At 60.9% G+C, this 15,752-nt stretch carries 16 protein-coding genes; 6 read left to right on the top strand and 10 right to left on the bottom strand.

Translation table 11 applies throughout. The annotated features are described in order from the left end of the window. Positions 1-53: 53 nt before the first annotated feature. From ACSKB8_RS42105 to ACSKB8_RS42075, 7 genes are all read right to left on the bottom strand, one after another. Positions 54-953: a glycosyltransferase family 2 protein gene (locus ACSKB8_RS42105; RefSeq protein WP_438111782.1), complete on the bottom strand. Its 900-nt coding sequence runs from the start codon at positions 951-953 to the stop codon at positions 54-56. Between the two features lie 439 nt (positions 954-1,392). Beyond that, complete coding sequence (locus tag ACSKB8_RS42100) at positions 1,393-2,109, bottom strand: hypothetical protein (protein WP_438111241.1); 717 nt, start codon at positions 2,107-2,109, stop codon at positions 1,393-1,395. Between the two features lie 13 nt (positions 2,110-2,122). Beyond that, a complete protein-coding gene (locus ACSKB8_RS42095) occupies positions 2,123-4,372 on the bottom strand; it encodes a polysaccharide biosynthesis tyrosine autokinase (RefSeq protein WP_438111239.1) in 2,250 nt (749 codons plus the stop codon). 271 nt (positions 4,373-4,643) lie between these two features. After that, positions 4,644-5,264: a hypothetical protein gene (locus ACSKB8_RS42090; RefSeq protein WP_438111237.1), complete on the bottom strand. Its 621-nt coding sequence runs from the start codon at positions 5,262-5,264 to the stop codon at positions 4,644-4,646. A 139-nt stretch (positions 5,265-5,403) separates the two neighbouring features. Next, complete coding sequence (locus tag ACSKB8_RS42085) at positions 5,404-6,906, bottom strand: O-antigen ligase family protein (protein WP_438111235.1); 1,503 nt, start codon at positions 6,904-6,906, stop codon at positions 5,404-5,406. 125 nt (positions 6,907-7,031) lie between these two features. After that, a complete protein-coding gene (locus ACSKB8_RS42080) occupies positions 7,032-7,520 on the bottom strand; it encodes a hypothetical protein (RefSeq protein WP_438111233.1) in 489 nt (162 codons plus the stop codon). Between the two features lie 171 nt (positions 7,521-7,691). Then, positions 7,692-8,894, bottom strand: coding sequence for a polysaccharide biosynthesis/export family protein (locus ACSKB8_RS42075; protein ID WP_438111232.1), 1,203 nt, complete (start codon positions 8,892-8,894; stop codon positions 7,692-7,694). A 278-nt stretch (positions 8,895-9,172) separates the two neighbouring features. Here ACSKB8_RS42075 and ACSKB8_RS42070 point away from each other — a divergent pair, with 278 nt between their 5' ends. From ACSKB8_RS42070 to ACSKB8_RS42060, 3 genes are all read left to right on the top strand, one after another. Further along, positions 9,173-9,745 carry a hypothetical protein gene (locus tag ACSKB8_RS42070; protein WP_438111230.1) on the top strand — a complete coding sequence of 191 codons (573 nt, stop codon included), beginning with the start codon at positions 9,173-9,175 and terminating at the stop codon, positions 9,743-9,745. A gap of 75 nt (positions 9,746-9,820) precedes the next feature. Further along, positions 9,821-10,096 carry a hypothetical protein gene (locus ACSKB8_RS42065; RefSeq protein ID WP_438111228.1) on the top strand — a complete coding sequence of 92 codons (276 nt, stop codon included), beginning with the start codon at positions 9,821-9,823 and terminating at the stop codon, positions 10,094-10,096. Positions 10,097-10,335: 239 nt separating this feature from the next. After that, positions 10,336-11,514: a hypothetical protein gene (locus ACSKB8_RS42060; protein ID WP_438111226.1), complete on the top strand. Its 1,179-nt coding sequence runs from the start codon at positions 10,336-10,338 to the stop codon at positions 11,512-11,514. 11 nt (positions 11,515-11,525) lie between these two features. Here ACSKB8_RS42060 and ACSKB8_RS42055 read toward each other — a convergent pair whose 3' ends face one another. Beyond that, positions 11,526-12,152: a transglutaminase-like cysteine peptidase gene (locus ACSKB8_RS42055; protein ID WP_438111224.1), complete on the bottom strand. Its 627-nt coding sequence runs from the start codon at positions 12,150-12,152 to the stop codon at positions 11,526-11,528. A gap of 193 nt (positions 12,153-12,345) precedes the next feature. Between ACSKB8_RS42055 and ACSKB8_RS42050 the strand changes: the two genes are divergently transcribed. Both ACSKB8_RS42050 and ACSKB8_RS42045 read left to right on the top strand, forming a co-directional pair. Then, entirely contained in the window at positions 12,346-13,083 is a 738-nt protein-coding gene (locus ACSKB8_RS42050; protein WP_370988148.1) for a metallophosphoesterase family protein, read from the top strand. 56 nt (positions 13,084-13,139) lie between these two features. Continuing rightward, positions 13,140-13,802: a hypothetical protein gene (locus ACSKB8_RS42045; RefSeq protein WP_438111223.1), complete on the top strand. Its 663-nt coding sequence runs from the start codon at positions 13,140-13,142 to the stop codon at positions 13,800-13,802. A gap of 48 nt (positions 13,803-13,850) precedes the next feature. Here the strand turns inward: ACSKB8_RS42045 and ACSKB8_RS42040 are convergent, their stop codons facing one another. Further along, positions 13,851-14,327 carry a hypothetical protein gene (locus ACSKB8_RS42040; protein WP_438111221.1) on the bottom strand — a complete coding sequence of 159 codons (477 nt, stop codon included), beginning with the start codon at positions 14,325-14,327 and terminating at the stop codon, positions 13,851-13,853. A 575-nt stretch (positions 14,328-14,902) separates the two neighbouring features. Here ACSKB8_RS42040 and ACSKB8_RS42035 point away from each other — a divergent pair. Further along, entirely contained in the window at positions 14,903-15,091 is a 189-nt protein-coding gene (locus ACSKB8_RS42035; protein ID WP_438111219.1) for a hypothetical protein, read from the top strand. A 352-nt stretch (positions 15,092-15,443) separates the two neighbouring features. Here the strand turns inward: ACSKB8_RS42035 and ACSKB8_RS42030 are convergent, their stop codons facing one another. Beyond that, positions 15,444-15,689 (bottom strand): hypothetical protein, encoded by a 246-nt coding sequence (locus ACSKB8_RS42030; protein ID WP_438111217.1) that lies wholly within the window; start codon positions 15,687-15,689, stop codon positions 15,444-15,446. Between the last annotated feature and the right edge of the window lie 63 nt (positions 15,690-15,752).

Genomic DNA, 15,752 nt, shown 5'->3' with positions numbered 1-15,752 from the left:
CACCACCTCTAGGACCCAGCCTCAATCAGGCACCGAACCTTCCTAAGGCAGCATCACCGCAGAACCAATGCCCTGACAATGCTGCGACAAAGCCGAAACCTCACCGAAGGCGCGAGTTTTGATCGAGCAACACGAGCCAGGGCCCATGCTGCCATGCTCCAATTGATGCTGTCTCTATTATAGAAATGGTGCCTTATTAGGAAGCACAGACGTGAATCAACGGACATTTGTCTACGCCATTTCAAAAGAAAGAGCCTCGAACTCTTTGGCCGTCGCTGCTTGCTGACCCGTGAACGAACTGCTCTGGAATCGTGATACTTAGTTGTGCATTCGCCAAGCTGGTCGATTGCAAGTCCACTGCTGAACGCACTCATTATGAAATCGAAATCCTGATGCTTGAGCAGCGCCTCATCGAATCGGAGCAATGGCCGATTGCGAAATACAAAGCTGCTCGTTTGCGCCATCCCCCCTTGCACAAAGATAAACTCCAAGGGTGATGAGGCAAACCTGTACTGAGGTCCTTTTGCGAACTGTTGCGGAGATCCAAACACGAAGTCTAACCCGCGGGCGACAAGACAAGCTACCGAAGCTGAGACATGGTTCGGCAACCACTCGTCGTCGGCATCCAACAAAGCTACGAACTCTGTTTCCGAGGAATCGATACCCCTATTCCGGCAAAACCCTCCTCCCGAATTCTGAGCGTTCCTAATTATCCTCAGTTCCAGATGTCTCGGACACTCGCCGGCTATCTCCTGAAGCACGTCGACTGTTCCGTCCGTCGAGCAGTCATCCACTACAACAACTCTCGACAGTTCGCGGTGGCTCTGTTGAAATACGGACCGCAGGGCTCTCGCGATTGTACGTTCCGAGTTGTAGGTGGGTATGACAGCCGTGACACTACCTTCGAGCAATCCCGACTTCGAATGTCGTGGAGATTGAGATTGCTGATCCATTGTTTCGAGTTGGTTCAAGAATAAAGTCTCATGGGTTAGCGCTGGAAAATTGTATATCTAAAGACCTTTATGCCCGTCATCGTCCCAAGCACAGTGTCGACTCGCCTATAGCCTGCGACCTCAAACGAATTGCAGTTTTGTGAATTGAAGTAACAGACTTTCACCTTGATTAGTCGAGAACAATTGTTCTTTACGCTCACGACATGATCAACCACATCGGGGCTAGTCACATGCGCCCTCGCAGCAGCCTCTACATCCAAGCAAGGGCAATTCAACGCGTCCCTAATAATAGTCGAACTAGATTGCTCAGCGGGACCCTGCATCGTTAATCGGGACACACTAACCGCTTGAGATTGGGCAAGGGTTTGGCCTGCAGACAAATAGGCAAAAGTGGCTATCCCCACCTTAATGTGGCGATTTACCGCCTCTAGAAGCTTCTTCACCAAGGTCTGTCCTTCATTTCAATTCCAGGTACGACGACCTTAACGCTATTGCGTGACAGCTGCCGTGCCAGAAGTTCGCGAGCCGCGATATCCACTTGCTCTAAGCTAGCCAGCAAACGCTCTCGATGCGGCCAACCTACGTCGGTAAGGTTCACTACCGCTTCATCAACAAAGCCTAAGTCTACCATCTCTGCAAATTCGGAAACTACACGCGCTTGGATCGATGTAGTCAGCATTGGAAAAACCGATAGCGCCAGCCGGTTGCGTCGAAGCACGATCCATCCCTCGTGCAGTCCAGAACTGTAAGATTGCTCAAAATAGCGAACGTTCTCGGGAGCGAAACCTTCGCGCGCCGTTCGTACCGAGTAGAGCATCAACCACAGAAAGGAATCCGTGGGGTTCAGCGCAAGCGACGCGTGCACCGTTTGCTCGGCGGCAGCTATCTCGGCGTCTGCCTCCTCAGAAGATTTGCGCCCCACCGCTTCCTCGGCGGCCCTAAGTTCGACGAGCGCTTTTGCTCGGACAAACGAGGACTGCACCACTGGCCGCTGCGGCTCTCGTTCCATCTGCAAGAGTACGTGCCTCAGCGTGCCGGCCTTGAAACGTTGATCGGTCATGATGCGCTCGGTGATCTCACGCGCTGGTGCAGCGGAGCGGAAGATCGGCAACACGATTGAGGACCACCACAGCCCAGCGGCCCCAAGCAGCAGCAAGGCGGGCCGCACACTATTCCACGTACCCATAGCGAGCGTAGTATTTCTGATAGTAATAGCGGCCGTGATAAGATTCGTAGCGCGCAAGCGCCTTAGTATCGGCCTTATTGAGAACGACGCCGAGCAGCTTGTCCTGGATTTCCGGTGCGTTGCGCAGATTGTGGCGCACGACGTCTGTCTTTGTCTTACCCCACTCGACGACGAACACATAAGAATCGACAAACGGCGAAGTCACGCGCACGTCCACCACCGGGGCCATCGGCGGCATGTCCAACACCACGTAATCATATCTCGCGCGGAGCAGGCTGATCACGGCGTGCATCGCCTTGGAGGCCAGGATCTCGTTGGTGTGCAGGAGCTTCGACGTGGTACCGGCCGGCAGCACCGCAAGGCCGGTCTGCGGGTCGACGCTGATAGCTTCCTCAAGCTGCACCTTCTGCGCGATCAGGTCGACCAACCCGACCTTCGCGTCCGGCCGTAGTGCGCGTGACAGCGAGGGATTGCGCAAATCGGCATCGACCAAAATCACCCTGGCACCCGAATGTGCCATGAGCTGCGCAAGGTTGGTGGAGAGGGTGCTCTTGCCCTCATTCGGCAAGGTCGACGTCACCGCCAGGACGCGGTTCTCGCGAACGATCGAGTTGAGGTCGACCGCCACCTTCAGCGAGCGCACGGCTTCGGCAAAGCGGGAGAGCGGGTTGTCAACGACATAGCGCAAAAGGTTTGCCTGCGGGTCGCTCTTCGGCTTCGTAAACTTGCTCGTAAGTCCGGCCGCCGCACCGTCGAGTGCAGGCAGAATGGCGATGCAGTTGGCCTCGAGTTGCTCCTCCACCTGAGAGGTGGTGCGGAATACCTTGTCGGTGAATTCGCGCGCCATGGCGACGCCGAAGCTCAGCATCACTCCCCCCATCAAGACGCCTGCCAGGATGATGAGCGTCTTCGGGTAGCTCTTCTTCAGCGGCGAGGTCGCGGCGCTGATCACGCGCGCCTCGGTGATCGGGAACGACTGCTGCTGCACGCTTTCCATATAGCGCTGCAGGAAATTGTCATACATCGCCTGGTAGGACTGCGCGTTGCTCTCGAGCTCGCGTAGCTGCACCTGCGCCTGGTTGGTGAGCTGCAATTCCGAGACGACATTGGCTAGGCTCGACTTGATGGCCTCCTCGCGCGTGATCGCGATGTCGTAATCGCTCTTGTAGGATTCCTGGATGCGCTTCAGCTCGTCGATGATGTTCTTCTTGATCTCCGCCATCTGCCGGCGGAGATTGACTGCGGCAAGGTGATCCGAGCCGTATTTCATCGACCAGATCAATTCCTTGGAGGCCATGTCGACATACTGGCCACGCAGCTTGACGATGGTGTCGTTCTTCAGCGCGTCCGCGACGCTGGCGTCCGGAATCTCCTGCTTGAGGATGTCGTTGATGCGGTCGAGACGCGCCTTGGCTTCGGCAGTCGAGGCATGCGCAAGCACCAGCTGGCTGTTGACCTCGGCGAGCTGCTGCTCGTTCATCAGCCGCCCGCCGCTGTCGACGATGTTGTTGGCGATCTTGAAGTCGACCACAGCCTTCTGCGCGGCGGAGGCCTGGGTGCGCAGCTCCTTGATGCGGTCCTGCAGCCAGACACTGGCGCGGCGCGTTGCCTGATACTTCGCCTCGAGCTGGTCGACGATATAGGCATCGGCGATTGCGTTGGCGATCTTGGCTGCCTTCTGCGGATCGTACGACGTGAAGCCGATTTCCATCACGTAGGTGAGACCGAGGCGCTTGATGGTGCGGTTCTTCTCAAAGCGCTCCAGCGCCTTGCAAGTCAGCTCGAATTCGGACGGTGCATGCCCGTCGGAGAACAAATTCCCGACGAAATCAATCACCGCGCCTAACACGCCGCCACCCGCGCCGGTGAACTCGGGATCCTCGATCAAATGCAGGTCGCGGATCACTGCAAGGCTGATGTTCTCGGATTTCAGGATTTCGACCTGGGTCTCGACCGTCGCGGAGTCGACCGCGATGTCGCCGAGCACGGACTGCTGCTGGAACAGCTGCACCTTGCGGGTGTCGATCACCATCGAGGCGGTCGAGGTGAACTGCGGCGCGGCGGTGAAGAGATAGAGCAGCGCCAGGATCACGCAGGCCGAGACGATCGCGACCATGGTCGGGAACTGGCGCCTGATAATGTCGAGATAGGAGGTGAGCGTCTGGGCCGGAGAGCCTTCAACCGAGGCGTAGTCGCGGTTGATCTCCGACGACGGCTTATTCACCTGCAGCATTGTGCAATTCCTGAAATCGTCCAGCGAAAGGTTCTGGAGGATGGCATTGGGATGAGAAAGTCACGCGAGCAAAAGCACTCGAAAGAACCGGTAGTTGAGGGCGAATATAACACGCGGCGAAACGCGGCTGAACTCAATTGATGCAGCGCAGCGGTGTGCGCACATTATAATTTGTGCGGAAGCTTAACGGGCGAAACGCAAAACGGCGCTGCGAAGCGCCGTTCCGTCGTTGGTCGGTCCAGCTGGACCGCTCCTTGAAGCTCGTCTGCGCTCAGCGGCGCGGGCTGACGCTGTTGGTGGTGCCGGTCACGCCATTGCTCGCGTGCGGCGTCACCGTCGTCGCATAGTGCAGGCCGCCGAAGGTGCCGAAGCTGCCGCCCTGTCCGCCGTTGGCGAAGCCGCCGGCTCCGGTCGGCCCGCCCGCGCCGGTGCCACCGCCGCCTGCGCCGCCGCCGGTCGCGGCGATCGCGACGTCGCCGGTCGCGGCCTGGTAGGCGGCGATCACGTCGGGGTTGCCGATGCCGGCGATCGCGGTCTGGATCTCATTGGCGAAAGCCGCATCGCTCTGCGCCGCCATGCGGGCGACCTGGGCGAGGCCGCCGACGATCGCGCGCATCTGGTCCTTGGTGGTCGCGGGATCCTTCAGAAGCGCGATCAGGCCCGGGAGCGTGGTCGGATCGGAGGCGCCGAGGTCGCGCACGCGCGAGATCAGCTGCGGGCCGCCGGTCGGATATTGCTGCAACAGGCTGTTGGGCGAAGCCTTGAACTCGGAAATGATCTGGGCCGGCAGCTGGCGCTGCGGCGGATAAACGGCGGCGCTTGCGGCCGAGGTGATCGTCACGGCGAGGGCCGCGGCGGCAGCCATGCGAAGCGCAATCTTGATAACGCTCATAAATAGACCTCCAAAAAATCAGCTGCCCCGATTTGCTTCCTCGGCCCGGGCAATGGCTTGCAGTTGCGGAACCTATCCGAAGAGAAATGGGCTGTCCACTTATTCTAAAGACTTCGTAAACAGCGCAACTGCTTCAAATCTAGACACTTTTATGAAGCCGAGGCATTCGCCGCGCGGTTGTGTCGGCGGTTGAGGTGCGGCCCTCGCCTCGCCCGCCGGTAGCGACGGCATCGCTTGCGGAGCTGCCCTCCCGGGTCGAGAAGGATTGGGCCAGGCCGGCGCCGAAAAGCGCAAAGAATGGAATGCTGTAGCCGGGCACCTGGAGCGTGAAGTCGAGGCACGAATGCAGCAGCGACAGCGTGGCGGTGGCCGCGGCCGTCAGCGGGATGATGGCATCGCGCCGCCGTCCGAACACGCCCTTGGCCAGAACCAGCAGCATGATCGCCCAGGCGAGCGCAACCAAGAGCGCCATCGGAATGCCCACCTCGGAGGCAAGCTCCAGCGGCGTCGAATGCGCGGCATCCCAGATGCCGCGAATCGAGATGTTGGCACTGCGATAGGGCGGAAAGGCCCATTGGAACGTGCCCATGCCGGTGCCGAACAAGGGATTGTCGGCGATGATTCGAAGCGTGGATTTCCAGGCCTCGACGCGGCCCTCGTCGACCAGGCCCTGGCTGTCGAACCGGCTCGAGACGCGGCCGCCCAGCAGCTGCAGCAGGCCTAGCGCGACGGCAAGGCCCGAGCCGAGCGAGATCCAGATGCCGGTGCGTCGCGGCAGGTCTTTGCGGAGGAAGAGCGTGAACGAGACGATCATCGCGAGCAGCGACAGGCCGACGCCGGCGCGCGATCCCGTCATGAACATCGCCATCAGGCAGATCAGGAGGCAGCCAAGCTGCGGCAGGATTTCCTTTGGCGGAATCGTGCGCAGATCGAGCGACAGGCGCCGCCATTCGATATGCCGCTCCGGCAGGCGGCGGCGGACGTCTTCCAGGATCAGCAGCATCCAGATCACCGCGCAGGAGCCGAAATAGGCCGCCGCCGTATTGCGGTTGATGAAGGTGCCGGTGACGCTGCCGAGATAGGCCGTCTTGTCCCGCCACAGGATCATGGTCGGCTCGATCAGGAACGAGAGCACGCCGTAGAGCGCGTAAGCCGCGCCCGAGATCGCGATCACCCACAGCAAGCGGCGCGCGCGCTCGCGATCGGCACCGACGGTGATGCCGAGGACGATGGCGAGAATGTTGGCGAGCGGCGCGCCGAGCGCGAAGAACGCCTCGTTCTTCACGATCGAAGCGGACGGGGCGATCGGCACGCCGAGCAGATCCGACGCCTGCTTCCAGATCGGCTGGAATGGCGCGAGGAAGGGATGGTCTGAGAGCTGCTCATGCAGCACGAACGCGTAAGCGGCGACGATCACGGCGATGCCGGCGAGCAGCCCTAGATGCGGCCTTCGCAGCTCGCGCGTCGGTGCGAACATCACCGCGATTCCCAAGCACAGGCACCAGAACGCGATCGACAGATCGTTGGTCGAGCCGAACGGAAACGGCGCGCCGGCGACCACGAAGAACAGGATGAAGGTCGCGGGCAGGCTCCACGACCAGCGAATCCTGGTCCAGCTTATGTTGGGAGGCCAAAGGCGCATCGTCGTTCTGGAGCGAGCTTTGCTTTAGCTTCTAGAGGAAGCAATCAATCGGATAGATCTTCAGATCAACGTTGAGGCGGCTGTTCCGGGTCTGCGCCCGGAAGGCGTAGAATAGCCCAAGACTATCACTCCCCGGCTCGAGTTTTATTCCGGGGGTTAACTTCATCCGGCGGGACCAGAAGGCCGATGTGCCGGTTGATGGCGGAAATCTCGATCCGCCCCTCACCCTCGCCGAACCGACCCTCAAGCCGGGTCACGGTGACCTTCGGCAGGCCGCGGCGCTGATGGCAGACATCCTCCTCCCATAGCTTGGTCTGTTGGACCAGCGGCTTGCCCGAGCCGTCGGGGACGACGATATCCGGGAAAGACGGGCGCAACATTCCGAAGAACCGGCTCTCTTTGGAGTTCGCCGACAGCCGGACCGTGAATGAGAGCTCGCCCTTTTCCCCGCGAAGACGCGACAAGATCGGCGCATCGGGTTCGGCGGAGACTATCACGTCGATGCGATGGCGAACGCCGAGCTCCCCTGCAGCAGCAAGGGCCTGCCCGAACGGTCCAAGTCCGACGGCAGTAGGGACGAGAGCCAGAAGACGCCAGAATGCTCGAAAGCGCATGAAGCCCCTTGCAACACTGCGGGATGACCGATGGCCGGCGCGACGTGCTCAGTGGCGCCTTGATCCAAATCCCGAACTCGTAGCCGCAGCAGAACCGCTTCGGTTGCTAAACGAAAATGGCACCGGGACAAAGCCCCGGTGCCATCGGTTTTGGTCGATCAAGTCGGCGTCTTACGGCGCCGTCTTGATGTTGTTGCGGAAGATCAGGGCGTCGTTGGAGAGGTTCACGGCATCGCTGCCGGTCGCCATGATCACGCGCAGGTAGTTCAGGAACTTGGCAACTTCGACGTTGCGCGAGTTCGAGACGTAGATGATGTCCTGGTTCTTCATCATGACCTTGGTGGCGAGGAAGAAGCCACCCGGATCGCGGAAATTGACCGCGAAGATGACCGGGATCGTTTCTGACGTGTACTTGCTCACGTCGATGCCGAGCTGGGCGGCAACCTCGCGCGGCTCGCGACGGTAGAGATACACGGCAGCCGGATCGGCCTGGCCATCCAAGAGACCTCCGGCCTTGCCGACGGCTTCGCCGAGGTTGATGCGCCAGGCATCGAAATTGAACTCGCCGCTCTGGCCGCTGGCGCCGAACGCCAGGAACTTCTGCTGCTCGCGATAGACATAGATGCTGTCGTCGGGGCGAACATAGATGTTGTTCTCGGGCGTCATCACGAGATTTTCGAACGGCACGGTAGCCCGCCGTCCGCTACGCTCCAGCATGACCCAGGTCTCGAAGCCCTGACCCTTGATACCGCCGGCGCGGGTGATCGCATCGAGCACGCGATCCTTCGCACCCGCCGCGCTCGCCGGATAACGCGCCGGCGTATTGACCTCGCCGAGCACGCTGATGAGCTGGGTCCGCTGCGAGGACATCGCAACCACAACCTGCGGCTCGATGGCGCGGTTGGATATCTTTTCAACGATGGCTCGCTGAATCTGAACCGCTGTGAGGCCCGCCGCCTTGACCTGACCGGCATAGGGCACGGTGATGAAGCCGTCATTGTCGACCGATTGATCCGGGATCGTCACGAAGTTACCCGGACGGACGCCGGCTTCCGCCGGGATGAACAGACCACCGGCGGCAGCTTCGAAGATGGTAACGCTGACGACGTCGCCGATGCCGAACACGATGCTGGCCGGCGGCCGCTTGTCCGTGAAGGCCCCGGCGAGCCCCTTGGGCTCATGGGTGTGCAGAATCTTCACCGTAGCCGGATTGATCGGCACCAGCTCATAGGCCGGCGCATTTTCGGTCTGGATCTTATTGTTGACGTCATCCGTCAGCGGGCCCGAACCTGGATTGGTTGAACACGCTCCGAGCGCTAAAGCGGCCGCCAGAAATGCCGGCTTGAATACATAAGTTTTGGCAAAGGAATGCATGAATCGCGCCCCAAGAGACCCCAATTACCGTCGATTGGTACGGCGGCGCGGGCGGTGCGACAAGGGTTCCCTAGTGGTTAACGGTGCGATCAGTCGGCTACTGTTGCGTGCGAGCCACTGTTTGGGGCTTAGTTTAACCCTTTGTGACTATTTGTTGTATTTCCTGTGCCCGGCTGACGAGCAAACCGCCCAAGTCAAGGGCTAGGCGTGTCGAGCGCGAGGCTTCTTGGCCTCGCCGCCCTCTGCTAAGGCTGGGCTATTAAGAGTCAGGAATCCCCGTGTCTGGCATCCTTCTGATCCCGCTGCTGGCAGGTTCCCTCCTTGGCGCCGCTGATCGCCCATTGGACGGTACAATACCTTGCGCTGAGAGCGCCCGATCCACCTGCCACGGCCCGGCTGTTGTCGAGGTCGCCTCCTCCGCCTCCTCCTCCGTCTGGAAGTTCAGCCGGACCCAAGGGACGAAGGACGGCGAGAGCTTCGCCGCCATCATGAAGACGGCGGACACCAGCCAGTCCGACCCGGACTTCGCCGGCCTGATCGTGCGTTGCGCGCCGAAGGGCAAGGTCAACGTGCTGGTAGCCTTGATCCGGCCTTTCCCGCCGCGGAGCCATCCTAAGGTCACGATCGCCGCGGCCGGCGGCGGCACTTTGACCTTTGATGCCAGCATGGCGGCCGCGGGGGCCGCAGTGCTGTTGCCCGATGAGGTCTCTGCCTTTGCCGCCGGAAAGTGGCAGACGACCCCCTCACTGTCCGTTGTCGTCAAGGAAAGCGACAGCGAGATCAAAGGTGCGGTGGCCCTAAATGGACTGCGGGAGGCCTATCATTCGCTGCTGGCAAATTGCAGCCAATAGGCCAAATTTAGCCATACAACTTAAGGGTCTTTTTAGGGGGGGAACCTAGGGTCCGGAGCACAGAGAGTGTTTCGGATGACCGCGTTTTTGATTTTCAATTTTCTCGTAGGTGCCGTGCTGGGCCAACGCTTTCGCGTCCTGGTGCTGTTGCCGTTGACCTTCGTCATCGTGCTCGCCGCGATTCCGGTCGGCTTGATGGTCGATCTCACCGTGATCGAGAGCCTGAAAGGAATGGTACTCGCAGCCATTGCCCTCCAGGGCGGCTATCTCTTTGGATCAGGGGCGCGCTTTGGCCTTGCTGCCGCGCGTGCCGGACGCGCCTTCGCCCGCCCAGTCAAGACGGCTCGCTGATTTATGCCGACTGACACTGCGATGGACCTTCGCGGGCGCGCGAAGGCTGAAGGTCAAGCTGTTCTCCTGATAGACGTCTGTTTGAAAACCCATCGCCCGCTTGTATGGTGACCTGACCGTTTCAGGATTCCCTTCGAGCGCGCCGTTTGTCCTTCGCTTATTTTGCCCTCATCGTTTCAATCGTCTCAGCTTCCGCTCTCGAAATTGCCGGCGCCAGGGTCGGTGCGCAGCTCGGGACGATGGCCGCAGCGCTGAGCTTGCTGGCGGCCGCTTCGGCCGCGCGGAAGGCCGACTACGACCACTATGTGCGCGCGACCGCCTGGGGCCGGTGGATCCTGCTCGCCATTCCGCTGTGCATCGCCGCCCAACTCGCGCCTCTTCCGCTGAGCTGGGCGCATCCGATCTGGGCCAGCGCTCACGACGTCCTCGGCGGCCTGTCGCTCGGGCCGATCACGGCCGATACCGGCTTGACGGTGAACGCGCTGCTGCTGGCACTCGCGGCGATTTCGTTGCTCGGCGTCACCATCCTGGTGGTCCGCAACCGCGGCCGTGCCGAGCTGGTTCTCTTCGTGCTCAGCGGAGTGACCGCGGTCTCCGCCTTGACCTTGGACTTGCATCGACTGTCGCCGGCCGTTGCGGCAGCCGCGCCCGCTGACTTCACCACGACTTTGGCCGGCCTCGGCCTCATGCTCAATTTAGCGGTCATGCAGCTCGCTGCTGAACGGGCCGAAACGCATCACTCGGTCCTTCGCTCGATCGCGATCGGCCTTTGCGGCCTTGTAGGGACCCTGGTCTGCGCAGCCGCGATCTTTGGGTTTTCCGGAACGAACAGCGCGATCGCAGCGGCCTTTGGCGTTGTGCTGATCCTGCTGATCCTCGTCATCCGGAGGCTCGACCTCTCGCCATTGGCCGCGGGCGCATTGTCGGCAGCAGCTCTGATCGGCGCGACCATCGTCCTGACCTTCCTCTTCGAGAAGAGTTCTGGGCCGGTCCTCATGCGGCTCGTCCCGGATGCGGGAGGCGAGACGAAGGCCACCCTCGAGCGGATGTTGGCCGACACACGCTGGTTCGGCGCGGGGGCAGGAAGCTTTTCGGCCGTCGCGAAGATCTATCAGAGCGAGGCTGGCACGACTTTGGCCGCGCCCTCGGCGGCCATCGCCATCTTTGCGGACACGGGATGGATCGGCTTGACGGCCATGATGGCTGTAAGCCTGATCGCTCTGGTGCGCCTGTTCTTCGGCGCGCTCCAGCGCGGACGCAACTCGTTCTTCCCAGCGGCGACCGCGGCCTGCGTTCTCTTTGCACTCGTCCAGAGCTTCGCCGGTCCGGGACTGCTGCGCCCGGCAGCAATCCTGTGTCTTTCGGTGATCGTGGGACTGGGGCTGTCGCAGAGCGTCAGCCAATCCTCATCACGATAGAGCGCCGGTCATCAGACGGCGCGATCGCCGAGTGACGCCCAATAGTTCGGGTTCTTGGGTGATTGGATGCGGACCCAGCGATAGGGCTTCTTCGACCACGGCAGGATGTGACCGGAGAGATTGTCCAGCACGAGATCGCCGGAGAAGGTGCGCACCACGACCACGAGATGATGCTCGCCCCATGTGGTCACGACCTCGCTGAGCAGCACCGAGCGCGCCGGAAAGCCCTTGGCGATCAAATCGTGGCGTTTTGTCACAGCGTAGTCGTTGCAGTCGCCGCTCGCCGGATGTAGCAGCCATTTCTCGCCGCGCAGCCCCTCCAGGTTGGCCTCGGGACGGATCGCGCTGTTGATCCGTTGGTTGATCTCTTGCATCTGCGCCAGCCGCTCCGGCGTGAGCTTCAGACGGCCGCCCCTGAACACGACCTGCTGCGGCCGCGGCCTGCACTCGTCCTTGTACTTCAGGCAAAAGAGCGTGAATGCCATCGGCGCCAGCGTCGGCTGGTCGAACTTGATGTACTGGATGGCACCGCGCAGCCCCAAGGGCGCGCCGACGAAGGCGGCTTCCGCTCTCTGCTGCACCCCCGCAGCAACGACGATTGCGGCCACGGCCGCCAGGAACTTTACAACTTTGCGCATGTCGCGCTCCCCTTCTTGTAGGAAAGGACGCTACGCGAGACCTCTTGAAATACGGCTCAAAGGCCACACGATCCTTTAATCAAAATGCGGGCGCGTTGGTTGCAAACAATTAAGAATATCGATGTGTGACTGGTTCTGCTAAGAGCGGTCACGATGATCCGCTCGTGACGCTGGAAGCGATTCGACCGACCTGATGGGCCTTTCCTCACGCTTTCGAAAGAAGACCAAGCCTCGGCTTCCCGACGGCGTTCGCGTCTATGCGATCGGCGACGTGCATGGCCGCGCCGATTTGCTTCAATCGCTGTTAACCGTGATCGACGCCGATCTTGCCCGCTCGGCTCCCCAACGAGCCATTCAGGTCTTTCTCGGCGACTATGTCGACCGCGGCCCGGACTCGCGCGCCGTTCTTGATCTCTTGATCGCGCGCTCGAAATCACACGAGACGGTCTGTCTGAAGGGCAACCACGAGGTCTTCCTGCTCGAGGTCCTCAAGGACCCCGCCCGCTTGCAGGAGTGGCGCCACTATGGCGGCCTCCTGACGCTGGTCTCCTATGGCATCAGGCCGACGATGAATCCGTCCGCGGAGCAGCAGGTCGAGCTGATCGATGAATTGAAGCGCGCGCTCCCGCCCGAGCATCTCGCCTTTCTCCAGCAATTGCCCTCCTCCTTCACCTGCGGCGATTTCTTTTTCGTCCACGCCGGCGTCAAGCCGGGCATCGCGCTCGATCGCCAAAAGGATGAGGATCTGCTCTGGATCCGCGAGGAATTCCTGGCCTCCGAGGAGCGCTTCGGCAAATATATCGTTCACGGTCACACGCCGGTCAGCGCGCCCGACATTCGACCAAACCGCATCAATATCGACACCGGCGCCTACGCGACCGGCAACTTGACGCTGTTGACGATCCAAGGCGATAGTCTGCTCGCAATTTAAGAGTTGAATGTCGGTCCCGTCGTCGGCTCGCGCTCATAGGCCTCGTCAATTCCACCATGAATCGCATGATCCTGCTTCGCGTCATCGGCACCTTGACCGCAATCGTGCTGGCGCTTCACGCCGGCATGGCGTCCTACGGCGATCTCATACGACCGAACTTTCGCGCCAGCGACTTGTTCTCGGGCGAGATTCCGCCCGACAAGGCCAAGCTGGCGGCCGCCGGCGGCCTTGCATCCTTTTCATGGGATGGCGAGCTGCTTGCGAATTACGCGGCAGCGATGGCCGCTGACTTTCTTCATCGCCCCTCCACCGACGCGGGCGGCAGGGCCAGCGAGAACAAGGCAGCTCAAGGTGCCGTCGTGGCTGCCTTGAAAGTATCACCGATCAGGCCCGCGCTATGGCTCACGCTCGGCACGCTGCAGGCCCAGGCCGGCGAGGCGGTAACGCCTGCGGTGAAGATGTCTTACTTGACCGGGTCGGTGCCGATCGACGTTGCCTTCTCTCGCGTCCAAATCGTGACGTCGGGCGCGGCCGCGACCGATGAAGAGATCAAGCTCCTGGCGCAGTCCGACATCCGGTCGGCGCTGGCCAATCGCTCTCGTTACGAGCCACTGCTGATCGCGGCCTACGTGCAGGCAACTCCACAAGGCAAGTCGCTGCTGCTGGAGACCACGAAAGTGGCCGACCCCAAATTCAACGAGATCATGCGGCGATACTGAACCCGGACGAGCTTCGTTGCCATCGCTCCTGGGGCTGCAGCGAATTCCTCAGCGCACCGATTTCGGGTTGACCGGCACAAAGTCGTGGTCGCGGCGCGGTTGCTCGGATCGCCCCTGGTAGACGAACATGCCTTTCTTGGTCGCGACAATGTCGCCCCTTTGCAGGCTCTCGTCGTTGAGGAGACGTTCGCTCGCGACAAGGTCCGGATCTTCGGGAATCGGCTTGTAGAGCTCTGGATGCTCGCGCCGCTCGCGCGAGACCTCCTTGGCCCGGCGCCGCGCATCCTCGATCCGCTGCCGCCATTCGTCGCGCGTAACTTCCGGCTCGCTTGGCGGAAGATAATCGTTGAGCGAGGGCTCCGGTTCGCTCTGAGCGAGACACAAGGACGGACTGGCGAGACCAAGGCCGAGCACGCCGACAACAATGATGACCGCCTGAGGCAGCTTCCCAAACCGCTTTTCACAGTGGCCACGTCGACCCGTTCGCACGCTGATGACTCCAGGCAGAGCGACAAGGACGACCATTGGCCAATTTCCTCATCTCCAGCTTTTCAATCTATACCTTTGCCGATTGCAAGAAAGCCAATTCGCCGGGCACCCTTTCCACTTTAGCGCGCGGGGATTTCAGCACCTGGGGCCGTTCGAGGACCATCCCATCAAAAAATTGAAAAACAACCCCATGCACAGTAGCCGACACCAGTCGGATCAATTGGTTACGCCTTTTCCGAAATTCGGGTTAACTCGTCGGGCAAAACAGGGGCAGGATGGCATGATCCGGAAAGAGGCCGACCGGATGATTGATGTACCCGAGATCCGCGGCATTTGATCGGCTTAAGGGCCAACGGCCCTGTTCTAAGACCTCGTTAGGTCATTGCTGTTAACTTTGGCATGCGCTCGTGGAGTTGCCGAGAATGCGTGCAAGACCGTTATTGCTGCTAAGTATTGCCGTCGCGGCTTCCTTCATGTCTGGCCTGACGGCGCACGCCAGTCCCGTCTGCATCAAGGAGCGGACGCCTTTTGCCTTTTCGGAAGATTCAGTGAGATGGACGATGTCGATCGCGCCTGGGGCAGATTGCATCCAGGGACTGCGTTGGTCGTATATGCAGATTTTCAACGTGTCGGTCGTGAGCGGACCATCATGGGGACAATTGGCGGTGGTCGGGTCCGGCTTCCGCTATTCGGCAGGAAACGAAACGCCCGGCGCCGACAAGTTCACGCTGGTGATCTCGGGCAAGAGCCGTCATCATCGCGGGACATCGATCCTGGAGGTCGAGGTAAACCCGCAATAGCTGTCTCACGACGCCACCGAAAGGTGCAGGCAGGGCTAACGACGGCTCGACCCGCTGCCCCGGGTTCTGTTCCCGTGATAGGGGCGGGCGTGTCCGCCCCTCGTCACGGGGGGCTCGATTCGACTCGGAATATTTGGCGTCGCTGTGGAGGGCGAGGGCTGCGACGGGTTGACGATGATCACGTTGCGATTGGGCGTCGACGGATCGTTGACGCCCTGGGCCCAGGCGCCGGCAGGCACGACAAGCGCGAGTGTGATCAAGACTAAGCGTTTCATGCGAGATCTCCCGAGCAAGAACGTCAGGGAGGCGAACACCGTTCCTTCACGGCTGCTTCACGGTTCCTTGCGTGACCTCACCGAGGCACGGCAATCAGCTTGCCATCCCGCCAGACGCCTTGGGCCGCCCTTCCGGCAGGAAGGCTCCCCGTCACATTTCGGACGGCGGTCGGCCGCGACGCGGCCTGGATGGTCTGCGCCTTTTTCGTGGGCGTTGTGATGATGCTGGAGCTGGTAGTGTTGGCCTGATCCTTGACCCCTTGCGCCGAAGCGGGCTGAACCAGGAACGCCAAAAATGTGATTGCTGTCAAAATGCCGCGCATCGTCAAACACCGGAAAGAGGAGCTGGGCGAAATGTCACAGGTTTTTGCCCAAAAGCAAGCTCT

This window comes from Bradyrhizobium sp. BR 1432 (assembly GCF_051547705.1).
In the GTDB taxonomy this organism is placed as follows: Bacteria; Pseudomonadota; Alphaproteobacteria; order Rhizobiales; family Xanthobacteraceae; genus Bradyrhizobium; species Bradyrhizobium zhanjiangense.
This window is presented reverse-complemented; position numbering and strand designations above follow the sequence as displayed.